Origin of the sequence: Sphingobacterium sp. xlx-96, assembly GCF_011007365.1 — a bacterium.
Classification (GTDB): domain Bacteria; phylum Bacteroidota; class Bacteroidia; order Sphingobacteriales; family Sphingobacteriaceae; genus Sphingobacterium; species Sphingobacterium luzhongxinii.
Map to the genome: position 1 here is coordinate 36,009 of NZ_WFKM01000008.1, position 24,307 is coordinate 60,315.

The window sequence follows — 24,307 nt, forward strand, 5'->3', positions numbered from 1 at the left end:
CAAGCTGTAAACTTCATTTATGCGAGAAGCCTCCTTTATAGATCGGAATAAAGAGAAATGGGTGTCAATAGAGAATAATTTGACCAATAAAGAAGATGTCAACCCTGATACGTTGGCCTCAAACTATATTGAGTTGACTAACGATTTAGCTTATGCCCAGACTTTTTATCCTAAAAGTAAGACCAAGGAATACCTTAATGAACTCTCGATTCGTGCACATCAATTGATTTACAGGGATCAAAAATCATCAAATCATCAAATAGCTCATTTTTTCCAGGTCGAAGTATTTGAGGCGATATGGGCTATTCGTCGCCCCTTGCTGTATTCCTTTTTGATTTTTGTTTTCGCAGGCCTTATCGGCTTCGTATCTGCTCGGTATGATGAGGGGTTTGTCCGTCTTATTCTCGGAGATAGCTATGTCAACATGACCATCGAGAACATAAAAGCGGGAAATCCAGCAGCGGTTTATCAAGATGGGAGTAATTGGGGCGGGGCACTTGCTATCACTATAAATAATGTAAAAGTGGCTTTTTACGCTTTTATTTTTGGTGCTTTTTTCAGTTTAGGCACCGGTTATATACTCTTTAGCAATGGTATTATGGTCGGCGCATTTCATTATATGTTTTATAAATACGACGTTTTGCAAGAAGCAATGTCTGCCATATGGATACACGGTACAATCGAGCTTTCAGTCATTGTAATTGCTGGAGGTTGCGGTTTAGCGATGGGAAATAGTATTCTGTTTCCGAAGTCTTACACCCGTATGGCCTCTTTTAAAACAGCGACAAAAGATGCAGCCAAAGTTTTAATTAGCACCGTTCCTTTTTTTATTGTGGCAGGTACCCTAGAAGGTTTCGTGACACGGTATTATCAGCTTTCCATTTGGCTTTGCGTTGGTGTTATCCTGTTATCTGCAGCCGCAATTGTCTTTTATTATATCATTAGGCCTAAACAGCTAGCAATTAAGTATAAATGGAGTTAGCTCAGTTCGAATTTAAGCGAGAACGCAAGTTGGGGGAGTTTGTACAGGACTTTATCAATTTGTTGAAAATTATAATTGGGCACCTTTCCAAGGAACTGCTTAAGTTGTTAATCGCCCCCTTATGTGCTATGCTGCTCATCGGTTACTATATTTCGACACAACTCAATCTAAATGCTGATTACAGTTCTGGAGAGATTGTCGATATGGTCCTTACGTTTGGGTTAGCTTTATTTTGTATGTTGATCATTGGTGGTTTAGCGTTTGGTTTTACTATTGAGTATTTTATTCTTTTGCGAAATCGACGAGATCTTTCCTTTGGGGCCAAAGATATTTGGAATGCTTTTAAGGCCAATATCAGTAAATACGTCCGATTTTTGCTGGGGTCTATTGTCGTGGGGATGATCATATTTATTCCTTTAGCATTTGTATTGTTTTTGTCCGCACTGATTCCCTTGATAGGCTCTCTTGCCATCGGAGTTGTTTTTGCAGTCTTAGGATTATGGTTTTTCACCGCTTTTATGTTGTACCGTGAAGATTATTACGATTTGTTTGATACCTATACCTCTGCATTTTCTATGCTCAAGAATAAGATTGGCGAATACGGACTCGCTTCTTACATTGTTACCTTTTTATTTAGGTCGCTCATGACATTAATGAGTATCATTCCTTTTATTATTATAGGTTTTATCGCATACAATTATGTAGGTTTTAATGATAGTTTTTTCGATACCTATATCGGTAAGATTTTGGTCACATTAGGGAGTACATTTATGTCTTTGTTTTTCATTATCTACTATATGCTATCGGTGATCAGTTATGGAATTATTTACGAGACAGCCAAAGAACTACGGTTTGGAGAGGATGTCTTTGACAAGATTGACAAGATAGGAAGGAGGCTCGATGTCTAGCGTTATCTTTCAGGAAAATCTAGTAGACACCGTACAATCATTGCAGGACGAGCCAATATATCAATATTGGAAAGCAGGTTATTATGATTCCATCCCTCGGGCTAAAATTGTCACATCGGATAGCATAGAGGCTTTTGATGTAGTAGTCGGACGATATCAAGCGAAAGAGTTTGAATATATAGAAAGTATTTCTGATAAGCTAAGTTTTTTTGATAAGTTACTAGACCGTATAAGCAAAATTTTATCGGATCTTTTTCCGCAGCCCAAAGGTGATTTTAATGAAGGAGTCTTCAATTTGCTAGCGGTAATAGGGGCGGTAGTATTGATTTTTTTGATCTATAAGTTTTTTGTGTCCCGGAAAAAACTTTACGTGCACCATGATACAGACGTTGAAAATGAAGAAGAACAGATCGCTTTTGTGGAGAGGAATCTATTACAGGTCGATGTTCAGGCCTATTTGTCCGATGCGTTACAACAAAAGAATTATACATTAGCTATACGCTATCTGCAGTTGCTAAACATACAGTTGTTAGGACGTAAGGGAATTGTACAATGGAATCAATCCAAAACCAATACAGAGTTAATGGAAGAGGTAAATAATGAAGAGTTGAGGCAAGACTTCCTAGCCTGTGCTGTAGTGTTTGATTATGCTTGGTTCGGTCATTTCGAGATTACAGAAGATGCATACCAGAAGTATGCCCCGAGATTTATTCAATTTCAAAGGAGGTGGTCTTGAAAAAAAGCATTTTAATTGGATTGTCATTACTATTCGTCGTGGCGCTAGGAATAGCCGTTATTGACGCAGGAGCTAAGAGACCAATCGATTGGTCAAAGTCATACAATTTTAGAGATAAAATACCTTATGGTCTCTATGTTTTTAGACAGGAGGTTTCCCATATGTTGGGCGAGGACCGAACGTATATGGATTTTGGGGGATCCGCTTATTCGCTGATAAGTGATCTAGATAGTGCTGAGGACTATAATGCCGCTATTGTCAATGTGTATGAAAATATTGGATATGATAAGCTAGATGCCAAGAAGATTTTGGATTACGTCAAGAGGGGAGGAGAACTATTTTTGTCCTCTGAATATTTTGGTGAGGAACTATTGGATACATTGGGTTTACAAGCAGAAACCCTGGATCATTCAATTTTTCTTCCAACGGATAGAAATATTTGGTATTCCTTAGGGCTGGATACTGCCAAAATTCGCTTTGATAAGGTTACGGGTTTTAGAGTGTTTTCTAAGCTTAATGCTAAGACGTGTTCTATTATGGGACAGTTACATTCCAGAGGACGGGCCATTCCAAACTTTGTTAGCGTTTCGTATGGTGAGGGTAGACTCTATCTGCATACCTTACCTGAGGTATTTACGAACTACCACCTACTGCAAAAAAACGGATATGATTATGCGTCTCGATGCCTTCGGGTAATCCAAAGTAAAAAAATTATGTTGTCGGACTATTATTTCGAATCTGATCAGTCAACTACACCCTTGCGGGTTATTTTGACCAACCCAGGTTTTTATCAGGCTTGGTATCTACTGCTATTTGGACTTTTAGTCTTGTTTGTCTTTAAGAGTAAACGAGAGCAGCGGGCCTTGAAAATCATTAAACCGGAGCAGAATCTCTCTAAAGAATTTGCAAAGACAATAGGTACATTGTATTATGAAAATGGACATCCCGGTAATATCATTCACAAAAAAATAGATTATTTCCTTTATGCAATCCGTTCCAACTATCAGATAGAGACTATGAATCTTTTGGATGAAAGGTTTCTTCGCATATTGTCGCTCAAGACGACAGTAAGTGTTGAAGATACGACGGCCCTGTTTTCATTTCTCCACGAATGCAAAAGTAAAATCGATTTTACGATTGAAGAAGTTAAGACGGTTAATAAAAGAATAGAAGAGTTTAAAAGTAAAGCTAGTATTATATGAGCGAACAAGATAATTTAATGCGCAAATATTTGCCTGATTTTGAAAACAGAATCGACCTTACCGGGCTGCAAGATAGACTAGGTGCAGTGCGATCAGAGGTAAAGAAGGTAATTATAGGTCAGGACCGTGTCATCAATATGTTATTGATCTCGATACTTGCAGGGGGACATTCCTTGATAGAGGGGCTACCTGGAGTAGGCAAGACACTCACTGCCAAATTGATTGCAAAAACAATAAATAGTGATTTCAAACGGATACAATTTACTCCTGATCTAATGCCCTCAGACGTGACGGGTTCATCTATTCTTGATTTGAAGACCAACGAGTTTGAATTTAGAAAAGGACCTATTTTCGGCAGTATCATTCTTATTGATGAAATTAACAGAGCACCGGCAAAAACCCAAGCTTCGTTATTTGAATGTATGAGCGAAAGACAGGTTACAGTAGATGGGCATACCTACAAGATGGCAAGTCCTTTTGTAGTTTTCGCGACGCAGAATCCGATCGAACATGAAGGTACTTATCGATTGCCGGAAGCCCAATTAGATCGCTTTTTATTCAAGATAGATGTTGATTATCCCGAACTTGACCAAGAGTTAATGATTTTAAAGGAGCATCACCTTCAGCGTGCGGGCGATAAAGAGGATCTGGTACAGGCTGTTGTATCTACGGATGAACTTATTCATTTTCAACGTTTGTCTAAGCTGGTATATGTGCATGAAGATGTGCTGCAGTATATTTCTGAAATTGTGGTACAGACCCGCAGTAATCCCAACTTAAGCCTAGGAGCCTCTCCGCGAGCTTCAATAGCGCTCTTGGAGGCATCTAAAGCATTTGCCGCGCTGCAAGGTAGGGATTTTGTGACGCCAGAAGATGTGAAATATGTGGCATCCCCCATTTTAGGTCATCGGGTGCAGTTGACACCGGAAAAAGAAATGGAAGGCTTTTCACCGGGCTATATTATCCGTCAACTTGTAGAGAGTGTAGAGATTCCAAGATAATGAATTTGATGAGACGGCTGTATGTTCGGAATTTGTTTTTCTATCTCCTGCTAACACTGGCAGGGCTGTTTGCGCTATCGTTTTACGTGGAACCTTTACGCATGGTTTGTACGGTGCTACTTTGGGGAGCGATCGCACTCTGTGCATGGGATTTGATTTTTCTCTTTTTTCCTCGTAAAGCCGTAGATATAAAACGGCAATATCCCGAGAAGTTGTCAAATGGTGATGCTAATCCTTTTTCTATTGTGTTGTTGAGCCAATATGTTATTCCAGTGCGGGTACGGGTGCTGGAGGAGATGCCATTGCAATTGCAGATGAGACACAATGAATTTGGACTGACACTAATCCCGAATCAAGTCAGTCAAATTGATTTTGAGCTGCAGCCCAAAAGTAGGGGGATATATTCTTTTGGAAAATGTAACTTGTTGGTGCGTCATTTGGGACTGTTTGAGCGAAAGTTTGTTCTGGACGAACAGCTAGACATCCCTTGTTACCCCTCCTTTATGCAGATGCGTAAATATCAGTTGCTAGCCACGACAGATCGATTGGTCGAGTTGGGTATAAAGCGGATACGTCGCATTGGTAGCACGATGGAGTTTGATCATATACGCGAATATGTGAAAGGGGATGAATATAGACATATGAACTGGAAGGCGTCCGCCAAGCAAAATAAGCTGATGGTGAATCAATATCAGGAGGAAAAGTCGCAACCAATTTATTCGTTCATAGATTTAGGTCGAGTCATGCGTATGCCTTTTCAGGAGATGACGCTACTGGATTATGCTATTAATGCCACATTGGTTTTGTCCAATGCTGCTATTCTGAAACAAGATCGAGCGGGCATGCTGACGTTTTCAAAAGAAGTCTCCAACCACGTTTCTGCCGAGAAGAATAACAAGCAGATGAAGCTTATTTCCGATAAATTGTATAGTATTTCTACCCGTTTTGAAGAGTCTGAGTTTGGCGGGTTATATGCTTTTGCCCGAAAGCATATAAACAAGCGCTCGCTAATCTTTGTTTATACGAACTTTGAGACAATGGATGCTATGAATAGGCAGTTGCCCTATTTGCGGATGCTCAATAAGAGTCATATCGTCGTCGTGGTTGTATTTAAGAATACCGAGTTAATAGCGATGTCAAAAGAACATGCCCAAAAGACAATCGACGTCTATAATAAAATCATAGCAGAGAAATTTGTGTATGAAAAGAGCTTAATTATACAGGAGCTCACACGCAATGGACTACAGACGATCTATACGGCCCCGGAAGATCTAAGTATAAATGCCATAAATAAATATTTAGAGATCAAGGCGCGGGGGTTGATATAGTTCTTCTTTCTGTCATAGATTGTTATTTTCTTTATTAGGGGGATTATCCCCAGTTTTTTATCAATCTACTGGATAAGTCTTTGATACTGTGGAGTACAAAGACGGTATTTGCTTGTATTTTAAAGCAAATTTGGTGGGAATATAATTGGTAGATAACTCGAACTTTATTCGTTTATATCCGAATGAAGTCCCTATGAAGTCCGTATAAAGTACGGTTAATCTACCTGTTAAAACCAAAACTATACGAAACCTAGTCCCTATCAGCTTCCGTACAGACTGGTTGTAAAAAAGCTCAAAGAATAGTTTTTCTTTGAGCTTTTTAGAAAGAATAATCTCTTTTTTTAGAACTAAATCCCAAAAGCCGTTTTGACTTTATCGACATAGTCTAGCTTCTCCCAAGTGAACAATTCAACTTCTACTGTTTTCGTTTCACCGTTTGAATTTTCGAAAGTTTTAGTGACGGTTTTCGGTGTCCTTCCCATGTGTCCATATGCAGCAGTTTCTGCATACATAGGATTACGTAAGCCTAGTCTTGTTTCGATACCGTAAGGAGTCATGTCAAATAGCTCCGTTATTTTGGTGGCGATTTCAGAGTCCGACAAGTTTACTTTGCTGGTTCCGTAGGTGTTTACGTAGATCCCCATAGGGTCTTTAACACCTATGGCATACGATATTTGTACCAATATCTCATCGGCAACGCCTGCTGCAACAAGGTTTTTAGCAATGTGGCGCGTGGCGTAAGCTGCTGAACGATCTACTTTTGAGGGATCTTTACCCGAGAAAGCTCCACCACCGTGGGCTCCCTTGCCGCCGTAGGTATCCACAATAATTTTACGGCCAGTAAGACCTGTATCGCCATGTGGGCCACCGATCACAAATTTACCTGTAGGATTGATGTGATATTTAATCTTGTCATTAAACAAAGCTTGGAGCTCCGGTTTAAGTTGCGCTTTGACGCGCGGGATTAGGATGTTTTTGATATCATCCGTAATCTTGGCCAGCATCAATCCTTCTTCGTCGAAATCATCATGCTGCGTAGAGATTACAATCGTATCAATGCGCAAGGCTTTGTGATCGTCGCTGTATTCTAATGTTACCTGTGATTTTGCATCTGGACGTAAGTAGTCGATCGCTTTGTTTTCACGACGTAGTTCAGCAAGTTCATATAATAGGCGATGAGATAAGTCAAGCGCCAACGGCATATAGTTGTCCGTCTCGTTGTTTGCATATCCAAACATGATACCTTGGTCGCCGGCACCTTGATCTTGCCTGGTTTTACGATCTACCCCTTGGTTGATATCAGCAGACTGTTCGTGTATCGCTGATAGTACCCCGCAGGAGTTCGCTTCAAACATGTATGCCGACTTGGTGTAACCTATCTTTTCAATGACTGAACGGGTTATTTTTTGAACATCCAAGTATATTTTAGATTTCACTTCCCCAGCTAGAACCACTTGTCCCGTAGTTACCAAGGTTTCGATCGCGACACGCGAATCTTCATCCCAAGCTAGGAAATTATCAATTAATGCATCTGATATTTGGTCGGCAATTTTGTCGGGATGGCCTTCCGATACCGATTCGGATGTGAATAAATACGCCATATTACAATATTTATGTTTTGTATAATTATATATCGGTGCACTCCATTGTGTGAAAAAACTTTCATGATTCCATTGAATCACCAACAGAGATGAAAGTTCTTGATGTCCATTGAATACAAACTCTTTCAGAAAAAAGAGAGGGAAATCTTTGAGATTTGAAGCAGCCTACTCTGCATAGAGCGAAGTGAAAAAACGAATAAAAGAATGGTTTTAGCACTTTTTTTCTGTGGTTGCAATCTCCTTCTTTACCTCTTTTTGTGTAAAATGCAAATCAGTCCACCTTTTTAACGGCACAAAGCTACAACTCTTTTGTAACTATTAAAAGCTAATTTTGGTTATTGCAAAATTTGATCGATTATTCAAGCCGATTATATTTCATTCGTATTTGTGTTTTGCAATCATGGACATTTGTTATCTTTACAAGCCTGACTATATGCATTTATGGAAGATCAAAAGAAGATACTTTTTGTAGTAAACCCGATTTCTGGGGGTAAAAAGAAAACGGCTTTTAACAAAAGTGTGCTGGAAGTTCTTGATTTAAAGAGGTTTAATCCCACTTTTCAGCAGACGACAAAGCCTAATCACGCCTATGAGTTGGGAAAGAAAGCTATCGAAGAAAAGTATGATGCAGTTGTTGCGGTGGGGGGGGACGGTACAATCAATGAGCTGGGGGCTTCGTTGATCGGGTCTGGTATTCCTTTAGGTATTATTCCTGAAGGTTCTGGCAATGGATTGGCGCTGTATTTGGGGATACCAATGAATGAAACGGCGGCTATACGTCGATTAAATAGGTTCGAGACTGTTGATGTGGATTGTGGTACCGTAAATGGAAAACCTTTTTTTAATATTGCGGGGCTCGGTTTTGATGCCTCAGTGAGTGACCGCTTTGCTAATGATTCTATTCGCGGCCCCATCGGTTATCTACGATCAGTTGTTAATTTGTTGGGGAGGTATAAACCCTTTCATTATAAGTTGACTATAGACGGTAAGTTCTATGAAAGAGAAGCTTTTATGATTTCAGTAGCAAATTCGCCGCAATATGGTAATAACGCATACATTGCGCCAAATGCTTCCGTCAGTGATGGTGTGCTTGATGTTTGTATTGTACATAAATTTCCATTATATATCTTACCTATGATGGTTTACCATCTATTTAATCGTTCTGCTGATCAATCGGATTATGTAGAGATTATTCCGGGCAAGGATATTCTAATAGAGCGAGACGATGACGGTCCAGTACATGTCGATGGAGAGCCCTTAACTCTTCCTGGAAATTTAAAAATAGAAGTAAAACCGAGTTCGTTGAAGATTATATGTTAACTCACAGTGATAAAGGTTAAGGAAGTTAAGAAGGTTAATAAGGTTATAAGGTTAAGAAGGTTAATAAGGTTATAAGTTAAGCACTAGTCTCTAGTCACTAATTACTAAAAAATGGCAAAGCAAAAAAAGCAACAGTACGAAGGTATTGTATACTCGACAGATAGTTCTTTTTCATACGAGGAGAATTTGGAATCAGAGCAGGAGACATTACCTAATAAACAGCAAAAGTTAAAGGTTCTTTTGGACCGTAAGTCGAGGAAGGGAAAAGTTGTTACAATCGTTGACGGTTTCATAGGAAAAGACAGCGATTTCCAAAACTTGGCTAAATTGTTAAAGCAGAAATGTGGGGTAGGCGGATCCGTAAAAGACGGCGAGATTTTGATACAAGGGGATTTTAAGCAAAAAGTTTTTGATATCCTTAGTGCCGAAGGATATGGCGCAAAACAAGTAGGAGGTTAGCGCAATTTTTGTTTTATAAATACGTTAGTACAAGGAGATTAGCTGATTAAAAGGCCTCTAAGAACAAATGTGTTGTAACAATCAAAGTGAGTGGTGGCTTACTTATTTTGTTGAGTTAACTATTTATTAATTTGCATATCAAAAAAAAAATAGTTTTTATTGCATAATATTCACAAGATGGAAACATTTAATTTAGGGATGTATTGAGGATATGATTGCCGCTGATGCTCATCCGTCAACACATTTTGAAAGAATATAAAATTAGATGCGAAAAAATTTGACTTTTGTAACAAAATAGTATATTTGTTTTGACAGACTTCAAAATGATGTAGCAAATATTGCATAAAATTGAATTAAACAATAATAATTAAACAACAGTAAAATCTAAAATTTAGTAAAAATGGCAAACGCACCAAAAACTACTAGTCCAGCAAAACAAGAAAGTGGCAATTCAGGTAACCTATTCGCAAGCTTATCTATCGTAATTTGTTTCATTATCGGTTATTTGATCTGGAAATTTGTGATGGGTAATCCAGCAAACTTTATCGATAATAATCCAGAAAACCAACCTCTTCCAGGTAACTATGGTGGTATGGTTTATCACGCAGGGGTAGTTGTACCTATCTTATTAGGTTTATTTTTGATGGTATGGGTATTCGCTATCGAGCGTTTCATCGTAATCGGAAAAGCATCAGGAACAGGTAATGTAGGTAACTTTGTTCGTAAAGTACAATCGTTATTAAAAACCGGAAGTATCGATACTGCTATTGCAGAGTGTGACAAACAAAAAGGTTCTGTCGCTAATGTAATCAAAGCAGGGTTGTTGAAATACAAAGATGTTGAAGCTAATCCAGGCTTAGACGCTGAAAAATCAGCGTTAGCGATCCAAAAAGAAATTGAAGAGACGACAGCATTAGAAATGCCGATGTTAGAGAAAAACTTGAACGTATTGGCTACATTGGTTTCTATCGGTACATTAACAGGTCTATTAGGTACAGTAACAGGTATGATCAAGGCCTTCTCGGCGTTGGCAACAGGTGGTGCTCCGGATTCAGCTAAATTAGCGAATGGTATCTCTGAGGCCCTTATCAATACAGCTACAGGTATCGCGACTTCTACATTTGCAATCGTAATGTACAACATCTTAACAGCAAAAATCGACAAATTAACTTACTCTATCGACGAGGCTGGTTTTTCAATCGTACAAACGTACGCTGCAAACCACAAATAAGATGTTGAAGAAAACTTTTATTTTTTTTATGGAAAGTGAAAGTTAAAAGCATCATTAAGAAAAAGAAGAAGAGTTGTTAATTTAAAAAGATTAAAGAAATGGGTAAAGCAAAAGTAAAAAGAGCCAGTACATCGATCGACATGACGGCGATGTGTGACGTATCTTTCTTGCTTCTTACGTTCTTCGTTCTTACAGCAACTGCAAGACAACAAGAGTCATTGATCGTGGATGCGCCACATTCCTTTTCGGAGTCTAAATTGCCGGATGGAAACGTTGCGATGATCACTGTTGGCGATGAAGGAAAAGTATTCTTTCATATGTCAGACCAAAATGTACGCGTACAGACCTTACAACAAATGGGCGCTTTGTACGGTATTGAATTTACGCCAGAAGAGTATGGCAAATTCAAATCGATGGAAGATTTTGGAGTGTCAATGAAAACAATGAAAACATTGTTGGCGGCAGAATCAGGAGATAGAACGGCTGATAAGCAAAAAGGTATTCCGGTAGATTCGACAACGAATGCCTCAAATGAGTTGTCTGCTTGGGTAAAGCAAGCTCGATTGGCGTCAGCAAAGATATTGAAGGATAAAGCTATCGAAAGTGGTGGCGATCCAGATGATATCGAGCTGATGACAGTAGCGATCAAAGCAGATGCTGATGAGAAGTTTCCTAGTTTGAATTTAATAATTGAAACATTACGTAATCAGAAGCAAAACAAGTTCAGTTTCGTGACTGGTCTTAAGGCTGATAAATAAGATAGAAGCAAATGGCAGAATTAAATCAAGACTCTGGTAAGGGCGGCAAAGGCGGAAAAGTTAGATCCAAGAAAAATGGGGGTAAAGTAGATCTTACAGCCATGGTTGACTTGGCATTCTTACTGATCACGTTCTTCATGTTGACCACTTCCTTGAACAAGCCTCAAGCGATGGATGTTGCCATGCCTGATAAAAACGTCGAAACGGATAAAAAAGATAACATAGATGTAGATGAGCATCGTAGTGTTACATTGGTTTTAGGTTCAAACGACAAAGTTGTATGGTATCAAGGCGATGTTAAAAATCCTCTTCAGGGACCAACTGTTGTAGATTACAGTAAAGAAGGCGTTCGCGCTGTACTTATGAAGATGAAACAACTTGTTCCAAAACAAGCAGGAGGTAAAGACATGATCGTTGTGATACGCCCTAGTGAAAAATCAGTAACTAGAAATATCGTTGATGCTTTGGACGAAATGAAGATCGTCGATGTGAAGCGTTATATGATATCTAACCGTATCATGACGGAAGAAATTGAGCTATTGAAAAAAGATAATCTATATAACGACTAGTCGGGTATATAGCTATCATAAAACAGAATTAATATGTTTGAAAAATTAAATATATTTAGAAAAGAGTGGCTTGATGTTGTCTTCGAAAACAGGAATAAAGCTTACGGAGCATATGAACTACGTAAATTAGGACCTAAAGCGACGAATACGGCATTGCTTATTGTAATGAGTATAGTTGCTGTTTTTAGTATTCCCTCTGCAATGAATCTAAAGCTTTTTTCTGGAAATGATGCTCCTAAAGAAGAGGTGGCATTTACCGAAGAGGTTACTTTAGAAGATTTGGCGGAGAAACTTCCTGAAGAAGAAGAGAAACCACCAGTGCAAGAAGAAGCGCCTAAAATCGCTGAGTCAAAACCAGCGTTGGATGTTGTTGCATTGCCAGAAATCAAGCCAGTGCCTAAGGAAAAGGCCGTGGAGCAAGAAATAGCAACTGTGGAAGAAGCTACAGATAAGAAAAAGCTTATCGGTCCTGTTGCCATGAAAGGTATGAAAGGTGGTAGCATCACTACCGAAGGTAAGTGGGGTACAAAAGATGTTGCGGGATCTGCTACTGGTAGTACCAAAGGTGTTGAAGGTGGTACTGGTACGGGAGACGAAATTTTCGAATCGGTGGAAATCCAACCGGAGCCGCCAGGTGGTATGTCAGCTTTCCGTAAATGGATTGCAGATAATTACCAATATCCCTCAGGGGCGATGGATGCTGGGGTAAAAGGATCCGTTAACGTATCTTTTGTGGTTGAAAAAGACGGTTCTTTGACAGATATAAAGGTAATCCGCGATTTATCCTACGGTACGGGACAAGCTGCTATAAACTTGTTGAAGAAAGCAAAGAAATGGAGCCCGGGTATCCAGAACGGACGACCTGTTCGTGTGGCTTACACGTTGCCTATTCGTTTGGACTTAACAAATATGTAATGAGTGTGAATAACAACTCAAGAACAAATAAATTTAGACAGAAATCGCCGACACAGCGATTTCTGTCCATTTTAGGCCTATGCATGTTTCTCTTTTATTTTGCTTTGGGCCTCGCGATTATCTTCTGGAAACAGTTTCCTTTAGAGATCGACAAGGCGTATAAAAATATGTTCGGAGGATTGTTGATCGTATATTCATTTATGCGTTTTGCGAGACTTTGGCAAAATAATTTTTTACGTTAAATAATCGTTGGTGATTAAACTTTTTACATCATCCTTAAATCTTAATGACAATGAGAGGTTATTTCTATATAATTTTTGCAACGCTGTTGACCGCTTTTTTTGCTGGATGTTCTAACAACAAAAAGGAAAAGAAAGACGATATTCTTGCGGGAGAATTGCCGGTTGTGGTGGATGAAACGTTACTGCCGTTGTTCTTGGAGCAAAAGGAAGTTTTTGAAAGCTCATACTATAATGCTAAAATTAAAGAAGATGCACAGCCAGAGGTTCAAGCGGTTAATAGTCTTTTAAAAGGAGACGTTGCATTCGCTGTTTTAGCCAGGACGTTAACGGAGGAAGAGCAGAAGGGATTTGAAGTACGTTCACTTAAGCCTCGGGTCTATAGCTTGGCTTATGATGGGATTATTTTAGTTGGTAATGTGGCTGATGCCGATTCCAGTATCCGTGTAAATGATGTTGTTGAGCTTTTAAAAGGCAATAAAGTCCGGAATTTTTCGTTAGTCTTTGACAATCTGAACTCCAGCGTTTTTCGTTATTTTATAGAATTAGGGAATATAGAGAAAGCGGCAAATACTTTTGTGGCTGCAAAATCTAGTGCAAACGAAGTTATGCAGGAAATTGCAAGTAATAGAGGGAAGGTAGGGCTGATGAGCTACAATCAGTTTTTATCTTTAGAAAGTTCTTTTAGAGAAAAAGATAAAATTCGTATCTTGAGCGTGCTTAACGAAAAATCAAAGGTTGCACAATATGTAAAACCGTCGCAAACGACACTTGCCACGGGAGAATACCCTTTAAAGCGAGAAATTTTTGTGTTGAATTATCAACCAAATCTCGGACTTGGGATTGGTTTTTCAGCATTTATGACAGGAGATCGAGGACAACGTATTGTCTTGAAATCAGGATTGTTACCGTTTACAATGCCTGGTCGGGAGATAATAATTAGAGATAATATAAATTAGTAAACAACTAAGAACACAAAATAAAATTATGACAAAAAGCAAATTATTTTTGAGTTTATTAATGGCTGGGGCTGTAGTTGGTACAGCAAGTGCTCAAAGTTTGAAAGATGCTCAGGCAGCTATGGATGCGGAGCAGTATGATAAGGCTAAAGGTATTTTGCAAAATTTGGTCGAAAAAAAGGCTAAAGATGGCGAGAACTACTTTTATCTAGGACGTATCTATTTGATTAATGAGAAGGCTGATTCTGCTGCAATCATTTTCAACAATGGATTGACAAATGCTCCTAAAGAACAATTGAACAATGTTGGATTAGGGATTGTGGACTTGATGAAGAATAACGTTTCAGCGGCAGAATCCAAGTTTGCTACAGCGACGGCTTCTTTAGGAAAGAAGGATTATTTACCATTATACTATATAGGGCGTGCTTATATCGATGCGCCGAAGCCTGATTATGCAAAGGCTGTTGATTATTTAACACAGGCAAAGGCGAAAAACTCCAAAGATGCATTAATTCCTGTTGCTTTGGGAGATGCTTATATCGGTATGGGGCAGAAATCAAGTGAAGCTTATGTTAGTTACCGCGATGCGCTCAACATAGATCCTAACTTGGTAAAAGCAAAAGTACAACAGGCATTGATTACACGACGCGCGTTCGCTTTTGATGAAGCTTTAGGGCAATATAATTCCATTGCTGCTGAATACCCGAATTATGGGCCAGTATACCGTGAAATCGCTGAAACTGAATTGCAGATTGCGAAACGTATGCCGGATAATACAGACGAAGAAAAAGCTGCTTACGAGATACAAGTTGCCAAAGCAGTAGATAGCTACAAGAAATATCTGCAAGTAACAGGAGATATGTCTCCAGAGGCAAATGTGCGCTATGCTGACTTCTTGGTATACGGACAGAAATACGATGAATTAAAAACGGTTGCTGAGAAATTGGCGAATGTACCGGGGGTAGATGCGAAAGTATTCCGTTATTTAGGATTGATCGCTGTAAACCAAGATAAGGATTATGCCAAAGGAGTTGAGTATTTTGGTAAGTTATTCGCCGATGCAGAGGCAAACCGATTGATCGATATCGATTATCTTTTCTCTGGGCTAGCATACATCGAAACAGGTGATGTAGCAAAAGGGTTGCCTAATTTGCAGAAAGCATTGGAAATGAATCCGGAAATGATGGCCGAGATCGGTTCTGCGGGTATGGTTGCCTTCAACCAAGGTAAGTATGATGTGGCTGCAGGTATTTTCAATATTCCGGCGCAAAAAGTAGGAACTGATTTCTACTATGAAGCAAATCAATTCTTAGGTATGGCAAATTTCCGCGCAGGTGCGGCTAAGAAAGAAAAAGAGGAGGATGCTACGAAGGAGTTAAACGATGCGATAAAAGCATTTGATGTAATCATCAAATCCAATGATCAAAAAGTTTACGATGAGTATTTGGTACAAGCGTTGTATATGACAGGCTATGCAAATATGCAGTTGGATGTTATTAATCCAGAGACTCCTGAATTGACGAAAGGTCTTTTTGTTCCTGCTTTTGATCAATTGATTAAAGTATTGAAAGATAAGCAGGCTGCAGGTGCAACATTAGATGAAGATCAAACATCTAAATTAGTAGATTCTTACAATAACGTGGGGTACTTCCATCTGCTAAAAGGCGATAATGCAAAAGCACTTCAGTATTTTGAGAATACGATCAAAATTAGCCCTGAAGACGAAACGGCTAAAGCTTACATAGAGTATTTGAAAAGCTAAGCTAGATCGGCTATAAATAAGATAAAAAGGGGGAACTGACTGTCATTTCCCCCTTTTTATTTGGGATAAATTTCCTATTTTTGTTTATGTAGCTGAGACTTAAACTTATAACATGGAAAATGTACAAATAGAGAATATGCCGGTTGATTATTTGCCTATTCTGATTCAATTAGCTGTAGCCACGGGGTTTGGCGTTCTTACCATAGTTGGTACACATCTTTTGGGGCCTAAAGTGCGGTCAGAAAAAAAACTTTCCTCTTTTGAATCGGGAGTAGAAGTTATAGGCAATGCTCGTCAACCTTTTTCGATCAAATACTTCCTTGTAGCCATCCTTTTTGTGATTTTTGATATCGAGGTGATTTTTATGTACCCTTGGGCGGTCAATTTCCGGGAGTTTGGTTTAGATGGGCTCATAGAGATGTTTGTCTTTATGGGGATGTTGCTTTTAGGCTTTATCTATGTCATCAAAAAGAAGGCACTAAACTGGGATTAGAATAGTTCTAAATAGTAATCCTGCGCTTCAATACAGGATTTAAAATATTATATTGAGCCGAGATATAAACTACGGAAAGAAAACAACTAATTATGGGCAAAGTTACTTTAGCTGAGGCGCCTCCGGGCGTAGAGGGTGCTGGATTTTTTGCTACTTCATTGGATAAAGCCATCGGTCTAGCGCGTGCTAATTCGTTGTGGCCACTGCCTTTTGCTACTTCGTGTTGCGGAATAGAATTTATGGCTACAATGGGCTCTACTTACGATTTGGCGCGTTTCGGTGCAGAGCGACCTAGCTTTTCTCCTCGTCAGGCAGATATGCTTTTGGTGATGGGGACTATTGCCAAGAAAATGGCTCCGGTATTGCGACAGGTATATATTCAAATGGCTGAACCTCGTTGGGTGATTGCTGTCGGTGCATGTGCATCCAGCGGAGGTATTTTTGATACTTACTCGGTTTTACAGGGAATAGATGAGATCATACCCGTAGACGTATACGTCCCTGGTTGTCCTCCTCGTCCAGAAGCAATTTTAGATGGTGTACTTAAGTTGCAGGAGATTGTCAAAAATGAGTCGCTGAATAGAAGAAATACCCCCGAATATAAAGCATTATTAGAAAAGTACGGAATAGAAGCATATAATGGATAAGTTGGATAATCAGGTCATAATAGATCGGCTTCAGGCTGTTTTTAACGATAGTATTCGTGTGTTGGGAGAGCCTCATGGTTTATTGACTATAGAGACAGGTGTAACGCGTGTTTTAGAACTGTTGGCATTTGCTAAGAATGATGAAATACTTCGACTGAATTATTTGACAGACATTACTGCTGTTCATTATCCAGATCAAGAAAAGCAGTATGCTGTCGTATATCATCTTCATAACCTTTTCCAAAATGTACGCATCCGTATCAAAGTTTTTGTAGGTGGCGAACAACCGACAGTACCTTCTGCTACTCCTGTATGGAAAGGTGCAAACTGGATGGAGAGGGAGACTTATGATTTTTTTGGAATCCACTTTGAGGGACACCCGGATTTGAGAAGGATTTTAAATATGGATGATCTCGGAGTCTTTCCGATGCGGAAAGAGTATCCATTGGAGGATCCCAACCGAATAGATAAGAAAGATTTTTATTTTGGCCGTTAACTTCAAGTGTAGATTAAGATGAGTAACCGAATAACCAAGATAACCCCAAATAACCCTGTTTTTTTTGATAACGATCCACAGGATGAGTTGATAACGCTCAATCTTGGGCCGACACATCCTGCGACGCATGGTGTATTTCAGAACGTATTGCAGATTGATGGCGAGCGGATTGTAAGCGGAGTCTCTACGATCGGCTATATACATCGTGCTTTTGAGAAAATAGCCGAACATAGACCCTTTTATCAAATTACTCCATTGACGGACCGTTTGAATTATTGTTCTTCCCCGATCAATAATATGGGCTGGCACATGACGGTAGAGAAGCTTCTAAATATTGAAATCCCTAAGCGTGTACAGTATATGCGTGTTATCGTGATGGAACTTGCTCGTATCGCCGATCACATTATCTGTAATGGAATTTTGGGTGTGGATACAGGTGCATTCTCCGGATTTCTATATGTTATGCAGGAGCGGGAGTTTATCTACGAAATATTTGAAGAAATCTGTGGTGCGCGGTTGACAACAAATATTGGACGTATAGGTGGATTCGAGAGGGATTTTAATGAAATCGCTTTCGAAAAGATAAGAACGTTTCTAAAACGATATCCACCTGTGTTAAGTGAGTTCGAAGAGCTTTTTGTTCGTAACCGAATTTTTATAGAACGTACTTCAGGTGTGGCAGCAGTTACACCGGAGCAAGCCCTTGATTACAGTTGGTCTGGGCCCATTTTACGGGCTACAGGTGTAGACTACGATGTGCGGGTTACGGCTCCTTACTGTTCTTACGAGGAGTTTGATTTCGACGTTCCTGTCGGCACAACTGGGGATGTGTATGACCGATTCATGGTGCGGAATGCGGAGATGTGGCAGTCTATGCGTATCATCGAGCAAGCTTTGGAAAAAATTGAAAGGGAACCTAAAGGTGTATTTCATGCGGATGTTCCGGAGTTTTATCTGCCACCGAAAGAGCAGGTCTATAATAATATGGAGGCGCTCATTTACCACTTCAAAATAGTCATGGGTGAATGGGACACACCAAAATCTGAGGTATACCATGCTGTTGAAGGTGCAAATGGTGAGTTAGGCTTTTATTTGATACATGATGGAGGACGTACCCCCTATCGACTACACTTCAGAAGACCTTCTTTTATCAATTATCAGATGTTTGCGCCCATGAGTAGTGGAATGCTTATATCGGATGCGATTATCAATATGAGTAGTTTAAATGTAATAGCAGGAGAATTAGATGCTTAGTGTACAAGAGAACCAACCGATAGAATTTTCAGCTGCCCTTCTGGCACAATTTGGAGAGATTGTATCTCGATATCCGAAGGGACAGCAAAAGTCAGCCTTGCTGCCTATATTACACCTCGTACAAGCAGAATATGGCTGGTTAAGTACGGAAAGCATGGATAAAGTGGCTGGTTATCTTCATATAAAGCCAATTGAAGTGTATGAAGTAGCTACTTTTTATACCATGTTTTTTTTAAAACCTCCCGGGAAGTATATGTTGGAGGTATGTCGTACTGGACCATGCTGCTTGGTTGGCGCAGAAAAAATCATGAAGCACATAGAAAATCGCTTAGGCGTAGAAGAAGGGGAGGTTACTGCAGATGGATTGTTCTCCTGGCGCGGAGTAGAATGTATGGCTGCTTGCGGTTACGGGCCGGTATTGCAGATTGGACCGGAATATACTTTTTATGAGAATCTGACCGAAGAAAGTGTGGATCAACTGATTGACACTTTGCTGGATAAAGCAAAACAGCAAGCTTAATACCTATGGGACGTAAATTATTATTAGAGCATATTAATGAGCCAGGTATTCAGACCTTTGATGTATATCGTCAAAAGGGAGGTTACCGAGCGGTAGAAAAGGCATTGAAGAGCATGTCTTCCGATGATGTCGTTGAGGAGGTGAAGAAATCTGGACTGCGTGGTCGGGGTGGAGCTGGATTTCCCACAGGGATGAAATGGAGCTTCTTGGCTAAACCGGAGGGAGTACCCCGTTATTTGGTCTGTAATGGTGACGAATCGGAACCGGGAACTTTTAAGGACCGTTACCTGATGACGCATATCCCGCACGCATTGATCGAAGGTATGATTGTGTCCAGTTATGCTTTGGGCGCGAATACTTCGTATATCTATGTACGTGGTGAGATGATGCCGCAAATAAGGATTCTGGAGCGAGCTATTGCAGAAGCAAAAGCGGCTGGTTTTTTAGGGAAGAACATTTTAGACTCAGGCTTTGATTTAGAAATTTATGTACAGCCTGGAGGCGGAGCATATATCTGCGGAGAAGAGACCGCTTTGTTGGAATCACTGGAAGGTAAGCGTGGTAATCCACGTATTAAACCTCCTTTCCCAGCTGTTGCGGGTTTGTATGGATGTCCAACAGTTGTTAACAATGTCGAATCTATTGCCTCTGTAGTGCCTATCATCAATGATGGAGGTGAAGCGTATGCAAAGATTGGAATCGAGCGCAGTACCGGTACGAAGCTTATCTCCGCGGGAGGAAATGTAAATAACCCTGGCGTGTACGAGATTGAATTAGGAGTACCTGTCGAAGAGTTTATCTATTCGGATGAATATTGCGGAGGCATAGCCAATGGCAAGCGGTTAAAGGCTTTGGTTGCAGGAGGTTCTTCTGTTCCGATCCTGCCCGCCAATCTGGTCTGTAAGACTATCAATGGTGATGCACGCTTGATGACCTATGAATCGCTTGCTGATGGCGGGTTTCAAACAGGAACTATGATGGGCTCAGGTGGGTTTATTGTATTTGATGAAGATCAATGTATTGTTCGTAATACATGGAATTTTACCCGTTTTTACCATCACGAGAGTTGCGGACAGTGTTCGCCTTGTCGTGAGGGGACAGGATGGATGGAGAAAGTGTTGCACAAAATAGAGCATGGACGTGGTACGATAGATGATATTGATCTATTATGGGATATTCAGCGTAAGATAGAAGGGAATACAATTTGTCCTTTGGGCGATGCTGCGGCTTGGCCCGTTGCTGCGGCAATTAGACATTTTAGGGATGAATTTGAATGGCATGTCCTGCATCCGGAGGAATCACAATCTAGGAATTATGGACTAGCACATTATGCTGATCCTGTAAAACCCGTAGCACAGTAAAAGCCGTAAATATATAGTAGAAAGCAGAAACGATGGCTGAAGAAGTTGTAAAATTTAAAGTAACGATCGATGGTATACCGGTAGAGGTAACACCGGGTACTACTATTCTCCATGCAGCACGTCAGATCGGAGGGGATATTGTCCCGCCCGCGATGTGCTATTATTCCAAGTTGGAGGGTACGGGAGGTAAATGCCGCACCTGTCTGGTTAAAGTTTCGAAGGGATCGGAGAAAGACCCTCGCCCTATGCCTAAGTTGGTTGCGTCTTGTCGTACGACAGTTATGGATGGTATGGAGGTTCAAAATATTACATCACCGGATGTGGTTGAAGCCCGAAAAGGAGTCGTGGAGATGCTGTTGATCAATCATCCCTTAGACTGCCCTGTATGTGATCAAGCTGGGGAGTGTAAGTTACAGGATTTAGGTTACGAGCATGGCGATGAAGGAACGCGTTACGAATTTGAGCGCCGTACATTTGAACGTATTGATATTGGAGATAAAATCCAATTGCATATGAATCGTTGTATCCTTTGTTATCGTTGTGTATATGTCGCGAATCAACTTACCGAAGAACGGGAACATGGTGTGTTGAATCGAGGAGATCATTCGGAGATTTCTACCTTTATACATAAGGCGCTCGATCACGACTTTGTGGGCAATGTTATTGATGTGTGCCCTGTGGGGGCTTTGACTGATAAAACGTTCCGATTTAAAAACAGGGTATGGTTTACGAAACCTGTTGATGCACATCGGGACTGTCCGAACTGTGCCGGGCATGTGACTCTTTGGTATAAAGGGGATGAGGTATTACGGGTTACCGGTAGAAAGGACGAGTATGGTGAAGTAACGGATTTTATCTGTAACACTTGCCGTTTTGACACAAAACGTACAGCAGATTGGATATTGGAAGAACCTACTCCTGTGGATCATGAATCGGTTATCGGTGCTAATCATTACCCGGAGTTTAATCCTCCAGTTGTGATCCCGGAGGATAAAAAATTACAACTGGCAAATGAAGAGCAGTTGGCTAGAACAGAACGTTTAAAGTAGATTGAGCGATGGAAGCAGGTTTTATTTTAGAAAAATTGATTTTAGTAGTCATTGTGTTTACTGTCACTTTAGTAATAGCGATGTATTCTACGCTTGCAGAGCGCAAAATCGCCGGTTTCATGCAGGATCGCCACGGTCCGAATAGAGCAGGGATCTTTGGTCTTTTGCAGCCCCTTTGTGACGGAGGTAAGTTCTTTTTTAAAGAAGAAATTATTCCTTCAGGAGCGCATAAGCCACTCTTTATTCTTGGGCCTGTGATCGCTATTATTACGGCATGTATTAGTTCAGCAGTAATTCCTTGGGGGCAGGAATTAACGATTAATGAAAAAGTGATCTCTTTGCAGGTCGCTTCGGGAATAAATATTGGTGTGCTTTATATGTTTGGTGTTATCGCATTGGGCGTGTATGGTATTATGCTCGGAGGATGGGCGTCTAACAATAAGTTCTCTTTAATGGGGGCTATTCGTGCGGCTTCCCAAAGTATCAGTTATGAGATCGGTATGGGGTTGTCCTTGATTGCTTTATTGATGGTGACCGGGACATTGCAATTGGAGGATATCGTAGCACAGCAGTCCGGGTTTGTCAATTGGAATATCTGGGTGCAGCCGTTAGGTTTTTTGATTTTCATCACTTGTGCTTTCGCGGAATGTAACCGTGTTCCTTTTGATTTGCCAGAATGTGAGACCGAACTTGTCGGTGGGTATCATACTGAGTATTCTTCGATGAAGCTAGGGCTTTATATGTTCTCGGAGTACATTAATATGTTTGTATCATCAGCACTGATGGCGGCGTTGTACTTCGGTGGTTATAATTTTCCATTCATGTACGAGCTTGGTTTATCACAGAATTGGATAACAATTATAGGTGTACTGGTTTTCTTTTTAAAGATATTTGGTTTCATCTTTTTCTTTATGTGGATACGTTGGACATTGCCGCGTTTCCGCTACGACCAATTGATGAATTTGGGATGGAAGATATTGATTCCATTAGCCATTGCGAATATCGTATTGACAGGTATAATCACAGTAATAAAGGATACTTATTTTTAATACAAGTTATGAGGTTATGGAGTTAAGAGGTTATGACGCTCACCGAAAAGAGGTTTTTAATCCTTATAACTTTTGTCACTTCGTCACTTTTGTAACTTTAAAAACTATGCAATCATTAAGCAATAGAAAGAAAGTAATTGAGCAGAAGCCAATGAATATATGGGAACGGATGTACCTGCCGGCTATTGCCAAAGGACTGTCTATTACCATAAAACATTTTTTCAGGAAGATCCCAACAATTAAGTATCCTGAGGAGATACGCCCTTATTCAAAGAATTTTAGGGGGCAACACTCTCTGAAGCGGGATGAGCAGGGGCGTGAGCGCTGTACTGCTTGTGGGCTATGTGCCTTGTCGTGTCCTGCTGAAGCGATCACGATGATCGCGGCAGAGCGCCAAAAGGGGGAAGAACACCTTTATCGAGAAGAGAAGTATGCCGCGGTTTATGAAATAAATATGTTGCGTTGTATTTTTTGTGGACTTTGCGAAGAGGCTTGCCCTAAGGAAGCAATATACCTCGATGGACCGCATGTTACTGCGGATTATTTACGTGGAGATTTTATATATGGCAAAGATAAATTGGTGGAGCCAAAATTTGATATTACGAAACTAAACAGAGAAAACGCCTAAGCAGATGACTATATTCTATTTTGTTGCCTTTTTGTCTATTTTCTTTGCGCTGATGACCATCTTCACAAAGAACCCTGTGCATAGTGTACTTTACTTGGTTATTACCTTTTTCACCTTTACGGTGCACTACATTTTACTGAACGCACAATTTCTGGCCGTTGTCAATTTCATCGTTTATATGGGAGCGATTATGGTCTTGTTTTTATTTGTCTTGATGCTGCTCAACCTTAATAAAGATACCGAACCAATAAAATCCAACTTGGTCAAAATTATGGGAGCGGTAGCTGGGATGTGCATGCTGGCTACGTTCTTGGGCGCTTTTAAGGTGATCGAGAGCAACAATGAGTTTGTGACAGGCAATACCGATGTAGGACTTGTGAAAAACTTGGGTAAGGTTTTGTTTGACGAATTCTTGTTACCGTTTGAGTTATCTTCTATATTGTTGTTGACAGCGATGGTTGGAGCGATATTATTGGCTAAAAAAGAAACGAAAGAAGCATAATGGATAATCTTATTCAAAATATACAAGGGATACCATTGAATCATTATTTGATTTTTTGCAGTATCATTTTTGCAATCGGCGTCATTGGTGTATTGATCCGTCGTAATGTGATTATCATTATGATGTCGATAGAGCTTATGCTCAACTCGGTCAACTTGCTGTTGGCGGCCTTCTCTGCCTATCGTGGAGATGCCAGTGGGCAGGTGTTTGTGTTCTTTATCATGGCATTAGCAGCGGCTGAGGTTGCAGTCGGTTTAGCTATTGTAATCATGGTTTATAGAAATACAAAGTCGGTAGACATTGAATCGTTAAGTAAATTACGTTGGTAAAAATTAAGT

26 protein-coding genes are annotated in these 24,307 nt (G+C 40.1%); 25 read left to right on the top strand and 1 reads right to left on the bottom strand.

Annotated elements, in window-relative coordinates; genetic code table 11:
• Positions 1-19 precede the first annotated feature (19 nt).
• The 6 genes from G7B20_RS11590 to G7B20_RS11615 are packed head-to-tail and all read left to right on the top strand — an operon-like array spanning position 20 to position 6,157.
• Positions 20-982 (top strand): stage II sporulation protein M, encoded by a 963-nt coding sequence (locus tag G7B20_RS11590; protein WP_164111445.1) that lies wholly within the window; start codon positions 20-22, stop codon positions 980-982.
• A complete protein-coding gene (locus tag G7B20_RS11595) occupies positions 973-1,890 on the top strand; it encodes an ABC transporter permease (RefSeq protein ID WP_164111448.1) in 918 nt (305 codons plus the stop codon). Before G7B20_RS11590 ends, G7B20_RS11595 begins: the two co-directional genes overlap by 10 nt.
• Positions 1,883-2,626 carry a DUF4129 domain-containing protein gene (locus G7B20_RS11600; RefSeq protein WP_164111450.1) on the top strand — a complete coding sequence of 248 codons (744 nt, stop codon included), beginning with the start codon at positions 1,883-1,885 and terminating at the stop codon, positions 2,624-2,626. Before G7B20_RS11595 ends, G7B20_RS11600 begins: the two co-directional genes overlap by 8 nt.
• Positions 2,623-3,828, top strand: a complete 1,206-nt coding sequence (locus G7B20_RS11605; protein ID WP_164111452.1) for a DUF4350 domain-containing protein — start codon at positions 2,623-2,625, stop codon at positions 3,826-3,828. Before G7B20_RS11600 ends, G7B20_RS11605 begins: the two co-directional genes overlap by 4 nt.
• A complete protein-coding gene (locus G7B20_RS11610) occupies positions 3,825-4,829 on the top strand; it encodes an AAA family ATPase (RefSeq protein ID WP_164111454.1) in 1,005 nt (334 codons plus the stop codon). The genes G7B20_RS11605 and G7B20_RS11610 overlap by 4 nt, the downstream gene beginning before the upstream one ends.
• Before the next feature lie 8 nt (positions 4,830-4,837).
• Positions 4,838-6,157 (top strand): DUF58 domain-containing protein, encoded by a 1,320-nt coding sequence (locus G7B20_RS11615; RefSeq protein WP_240466005.1) that lies wholly within the window; start codon positions 4,838-4,840, stop codon positions 6,155-6,157.
• 347 nt (positions 6,158-6,504) lie between these two features.
• On the opposite strand, the gene metK is transcribed toward G7B20_RS11615, so the two are convergent.
• Positions 6,505-7,758 carry a methionine adenosyltransferase gene (metK, locus tag G7B20_RS11620; protein ID WP_164111456.1) on the bottom strand — a complete coding sequence of 418 codons (1,254 nt, stop codon included), beginning with the start codon at positions 7,756-7,758 and terminating at the stop codon, positions 6,505-6,507.
• A gap of 441 nt (positions 7,759-8,199) precedes the next feature.
• Between metK and G7B20_RS11625 the strand changes: the two genes are divergently transcribed.
• From G7B20_RS11625 to nuoK, 19 genes are all read left to right on the top strand, one after another.
• Positions 8,200-9,078 (top strand): diacylglycerol/lipid kinase family protein, encoded by an 879-nt coding sequence (locus G7B20_RS11625; RefSeq protein ID WP_164111458.1) that lies wholly within the window; start codon positions 8,200-8,202, stop codon positions 9,076-9,078.
• A gap of 111 nt (positions 9,079-9,189) precedes the next feature.
• Entirely contained in the window at positions 9,190-9,537 is a 348-nt protein-coding gene (locus G7B20_RS11630) for a translation initiation factor (protein WP_164111460.1), read from the top strand.
• Between the two features lie 400 nt (positions 9,538-9,937).
• Entirely contained in the window at positions 9,938-10,768 is an 831-nt protein-coding gene (locus G7B20_RS11635; RefSeq protein ID WP_079645440.1) for a MotA/TolQ/ExbB proton channel family protein, read from the top strand.
• A gap of 98 nt (positions 10,769-10,866) precedes the next feature.
• Positions 10,867-11,526 (top strand): ExbD/TolR family protein, encoded by a 660-nt coding sequence (locus G7B20_RS11640; protein ID WP_164111462.1) that lies wholly within the window; start codon positions 10,867-10,869, stop codon positions 11,524-11,526.
• Between the two features lie 11 nt (positions 11,527-11,537).
• Positions 11,538-12,095, top strand: a complete 558-nt coding sequence (locus G7B20_RS11645; RefSeq protein ID WP_164111465.1) for an ExbD/TolR family protein — start codon at positions 11,538-11,540, stop codon at positions 12,093-12,095.
• Positions 12,096-12,128: 33 nt separating this feature from the next.
• The gene (locus tag G7B20_RS11650) at positions 12,129-13,010 is read left to right on the top strand and encodes an energy transducer TonB (protein WP_164111467.1); all 882 of its coding nucleotides are present in this window, start codon (positions 12,129-12,131) and stop codon (positions 13,008-13,010) included.
• Between the two features lie 292 nt (positions 13,011-13,302).
• On the top strand, positions 13,303-14,208 hold the full coding sequence (locus tag G7B20_RS11655) for a substrate-binding domain-containing protein (RefSeq protein ID WP_164111470.1): 906 nt from the start codon (positions 13,303-13,305) through the stop codon (positions 14,206-14,208).
• Positions 14,209-14,236: 28 nt separating this feature from the next.
• Positions 14,237-15,970: a tetratricopeptide repeat protein gene (locus G7B20_RS11660; protein WP_164111472.1), complete on the top strand. Its 1,734-nt coding sequence runs from the start codon at positions 14,237-14,239 to the stop codon at positions 15,968-15,970.
• A 112-nt stretch (positions 15,971-16,082) separates the two neighbouring features.
• Entirely contained in the window at positions 16,083-16,463 is a 381-nt protein-coding gene (locus G7B20_RS11665) for an NADH-quinone oxidoreductase subunit A (RefSeq protein ID WP_164111474.1), read from the top strand.
• A gap of 92 nt (positions 16,464-16,555) precedes the next feature.
• Positions 16,556-17,110 carry an NADH-quinone oxidoreductase subunit B gene (locus tag G7B20_RS11670; RefSeq protein WP_164111476.1) on the top strand — a complete coding sequence of 185 codons (555 nt, stop codon included), beginning with the start codon at positions 16,556-16,558 and terminating at the stop codon, positions 17,108-17,110.
• Complete coding sequence (locus G7B20_RS11675; RefSeq protein WP_164111478.1) at positions 17,103-17,606, top strand: NADH-quinone oxidoreductase subunit C; 504 nt, start codon at positions 17,103-17,105, stop codon at positions 17,604-17,606. The genes G7B20_RS11670 and G7B20_RS11675 overlap by 8 nt, the downstream gene beginning before the upstream one ends.
• An 18-nt stretch (positions 17,607-17,624) precedes the next feature.
• Positions 17,625-18,860: an NADH-quinone oxidoreductase subunit D gene (locus G7B20_RS11680; RefSeq protein ID WP_205600262.1), complete on the top strand. Its 1,236-nt coding sequence runs from the start codon at positions 17,625-17,627 to the stop codon at positions 18,858-18,860.
• Positions 18,853-19,380, top strand: coding sequence for a complex I 24 kDa subunit family protein (gene nuoE, locus G7B20_RS11685; RefSeq protein ID WP_164111480.1), 528 nt, complete (start codon positions 18,853-18,855; stop codon positions 19,378-19,380). Before G7B20_RS11680 ends, nuoE begins: the two co-directional genes overlap by 8 nt.
• A 5-nt stretch (positions 19,381-19,385) precedes the next feature.
• Positions 19,386-20,741 (top strand): NADH-quinone oxidoreductase subunit NuoF, encoded by a 1,356-nt coding sequence (gene nuoF / locus G7B20_RS11690; RefSeq protein ID WP_164111482.1) that lies wholly within the window; start codon positions 19,386-19,388, stop codon positions 20,739-20,741.
• A 32-nt stretch (positions 20,742-20,773) separates the two neighbouring features.
• Positions 20,774-21,790: a 2Fe-2S iron-sulfur cluster-binding protein gene (locus G7B20_RS11695; RefSeq protein ID WP_164111484.1), complete on the top strand. Its 1,017-nt coding sequence runs from the start codon at positions 20,774-20,776 to the stop codon at positions 21,788-21,790.
• An 8-nt stretch (positions 21,791-21,798) separates the two neighbouring features.
• Positions 21,799-22,839 carry an NADH-quinone oxidoreductase subunit NuoH gene (nuoH, locus tag G7B20_RS11700; protein WP_164111486.1) on the top strand — a complete coding sequence of 347 codons (1,041 nt, stop codon included), beginning with the start codon at positions 21,799-21,801 and terminating at the stop codon, positions 22,837-22,839.
• A 106-nt stretch (positions 22,840-22,945) separates the two neighbouring features.
• The gene (locus tag G7B20_RS11705) at positions 22,946-23,467 is read left to right on the top strand and encodes a NuoI/complex I 23 kDa subunit family protein (RefSeq protein ID WP_079645426.1); all 522 of its coding nucleotides are present in this window, start codon (positions 22,946-22,948) and stop codon (positions 23,465-23,467) included.
• Positions 23,468-23,471: 4 nt separating this feature from the next.
• Positions 23,472-23,969 carry an NADH-quinone oxidoreductase subunit J gene (locus G7B20_RS11710; RefSeq protein ID WP_164111488.1) on the top strand — a complete coding sequence of 166 codons (498 nt, stop codon included), beginning with the start codon at positions 23,472-23,474 and terminating at the stop codon, positions 23,967-23,969.
• Positions 23,969-24,298, top strand: a complete 330-nt coding sequence (gene nuoK / locus G7B20_RS11715) for an NADH-quinone oxidoreductase subunit NuoK (RefSeq protein WP_079645424.1) — start codon at positions 23,969-23,971, stop codon at positions 24,296-24,298. Before G7B20_RS11710 ends, nuoK begins: the two co-directional genes overlap by 1 nt.
• The last annotated feature ends 9 nt before the right edge of the window (positions 24,299-24,307 follow it).

Excerpts from the sequence above, each read along its gene's own strand:
- G7B20_RS11590 (WP_164111445.1), top strand. The coding sequence starts at position 20 with ATGCGAGAAGCCTCCTTTATAGATCGGAATAAAGAGAAATGGGTGTCA.
- G7B20_RS11595 (WP_164111448.1), top strand. The coding sequence starts at position 973 with ATGGAGTTAGCTCAGTTCGAATTTAAGCGAGAACGCAAGTTGGGGGAG.
- G7B20_RS11600 (WP_164111450.1), top strand. The coding sequence starts at position 1,883 with ATGTCTAGCGTTATCTTTCAGGAAAATCTAGTAGACACCGTACAATCA.
- G7B20_RS11610 (WP_164111454.1), top strand. The coding sequence starts at position 3,825 with ATGAGCGAACAAGATAATTTAATGCGCAAATATTTGCCTGATTTTGAA.
- G7B20_RS11615 (WP_240466005.1), top strand. The coding sequence starts at position 4,838 with ATGAGACGGCTGTATGTTCGGAATTTGTTTTTCTATCTCCTGCTAACA.
- metK (WP_164111456.1), bottom strand. The coding sequence starts at position 7,758 with ATGGCGTATTTATTCACATCCGAATCGGTATCGGAAGGCCATCCCGAC.
- G7B20_RS11625 (WP_164111458.1), top strand. The coding sequence starts at position 8,200 with ATGGAAGATCAAAAGAAGATACTTTTTGTAGTAAACCCGATTTCTGGG.
- G7B20_RS11630 (WP_164111460.1), top strand. The coding sequence starts at position 9,190 with ATGGCAAAGCAAAAAAAGCAACAGTACGAAGGTATTGTATACTCGACA.
- G7B20_RS11635 (WP_079645440.1), top strand. The coding sequence starts at position 9,938 with ATGGCAAACGCACCAAAAACTACTAGTCCAGCAAAACAAGAAAGTGGC.
- G7B20_RS11640 (WP_164111462.1), top strand. The coding sequence starts at position 10,867 with ATGGGTAAAGCAAAAGTAAAAAGAGCCAGTACATCGATCGACATGACG.
- G7B20_RS11645 (WP_164111465.1), top strand. The coding sequence starts at position 11,538 with ATGGCAGAATTAAATCAAGACTCTGGTAAGGGCGGCAAAGGCGGAAAA.
- G7B20_RS11650 (WP_164111467.1), top strand. The coding sequence starts at position 12,129 with ATGTTTGAAAAATTAAATATATTTAGAAAAGAGTGGCTTGATGTTGTC.
- G7B20_RS11655 (WP_164111470.1), top strand. The coding sequence starts at position 13,303 with ATGAGAGGTTATTTCTATATAATTTTTGCAACGCTGTTGACCGCTTTT.
- G7B20_RS11660 (WP_164111472.1), top strand. The coding sequence starts at position 14,237 with ATGACAAAAAGCAAATTATTTTTGAGTTTATTAATGGCTGGGGCTGTA.
- G7B20_RS11665 (WP_164111474.1), top strand. The coding sequence starts at position 16,083 with ATGGAAAATGTACAAATAGAGAATATGCCGGTTGATTATTTGCCTATT.
- G7B20_RS11670 (WP_164111476.1), top strand. The coding sequence starts at position 16,556 with ATGGGCAAAGTTACTTTAGCTGAGGCGCCTCCGGGCGTAGAGGGTGCT.
- G7B20_RS11675 (WP_164111478.1), top strand. The coding sequence starts at position 17,103 with ATGGATAAGTTGGATAATCAGGTCATAATAGATCGGCTTCAGGCTGTT.
- G7B20_RS11680 (WP_205600262.1), top strand. The coding sequence starts at position 17,625 with ATGAGTAACCGAATAACCAAGATAACCCCAAATAACCCTGTTTTTTTT.
- nuoE (WP_164111480.1), top strand. The coding sequence starts at position 18,853 with ATGCTTAGTGTACAAGAGAACCAACCGATAGAATTTTCAGCTGCCCTT.
- nuoF (WP_164111482.1), top strand. The coding sequence starts at position 19,386 with ATGGGACGTAAATTATTATTAGAGCATATTAATGAGCCAGGTATTCAG.
- G7B20_RS11695 (WP_164111484.1), top strand. The coding sequence starts at position 20,774 with ATGGCTGAAGAAGTTGTAAAATTTAAAGTAACGATCGATGGTATACCG.
- nuoH (WP_164111486.1), top strand. The coding sequence starts at position 21,799 with ATGGAAGCAGGTTTTATTTTAGAAAAATTGATTTTAGTAGTCATTGTG.
- G7B20_RS11705 (WP_079645426.1), top strand. The coding sequence starts at position 22,946 with ATGCAATCATTAAGCAATAGAAAGAAAGTAATTGAGCAGAAGCCAATG.
- G7B20_RS11710 (WP_164111488.1), top strand. The coding sequence starts at position 23,472 with ATGACTATATTCTATTTTGTTGCCTTTTTGTCTATTTTCTTTGCGCTG.
- nuoK (WP_079645424.1), top strand. The coding sequence starts at position 23,969 with ATGGATAATCTTATTCAAAATATACAAGGGATACCATTGAATCATTAT.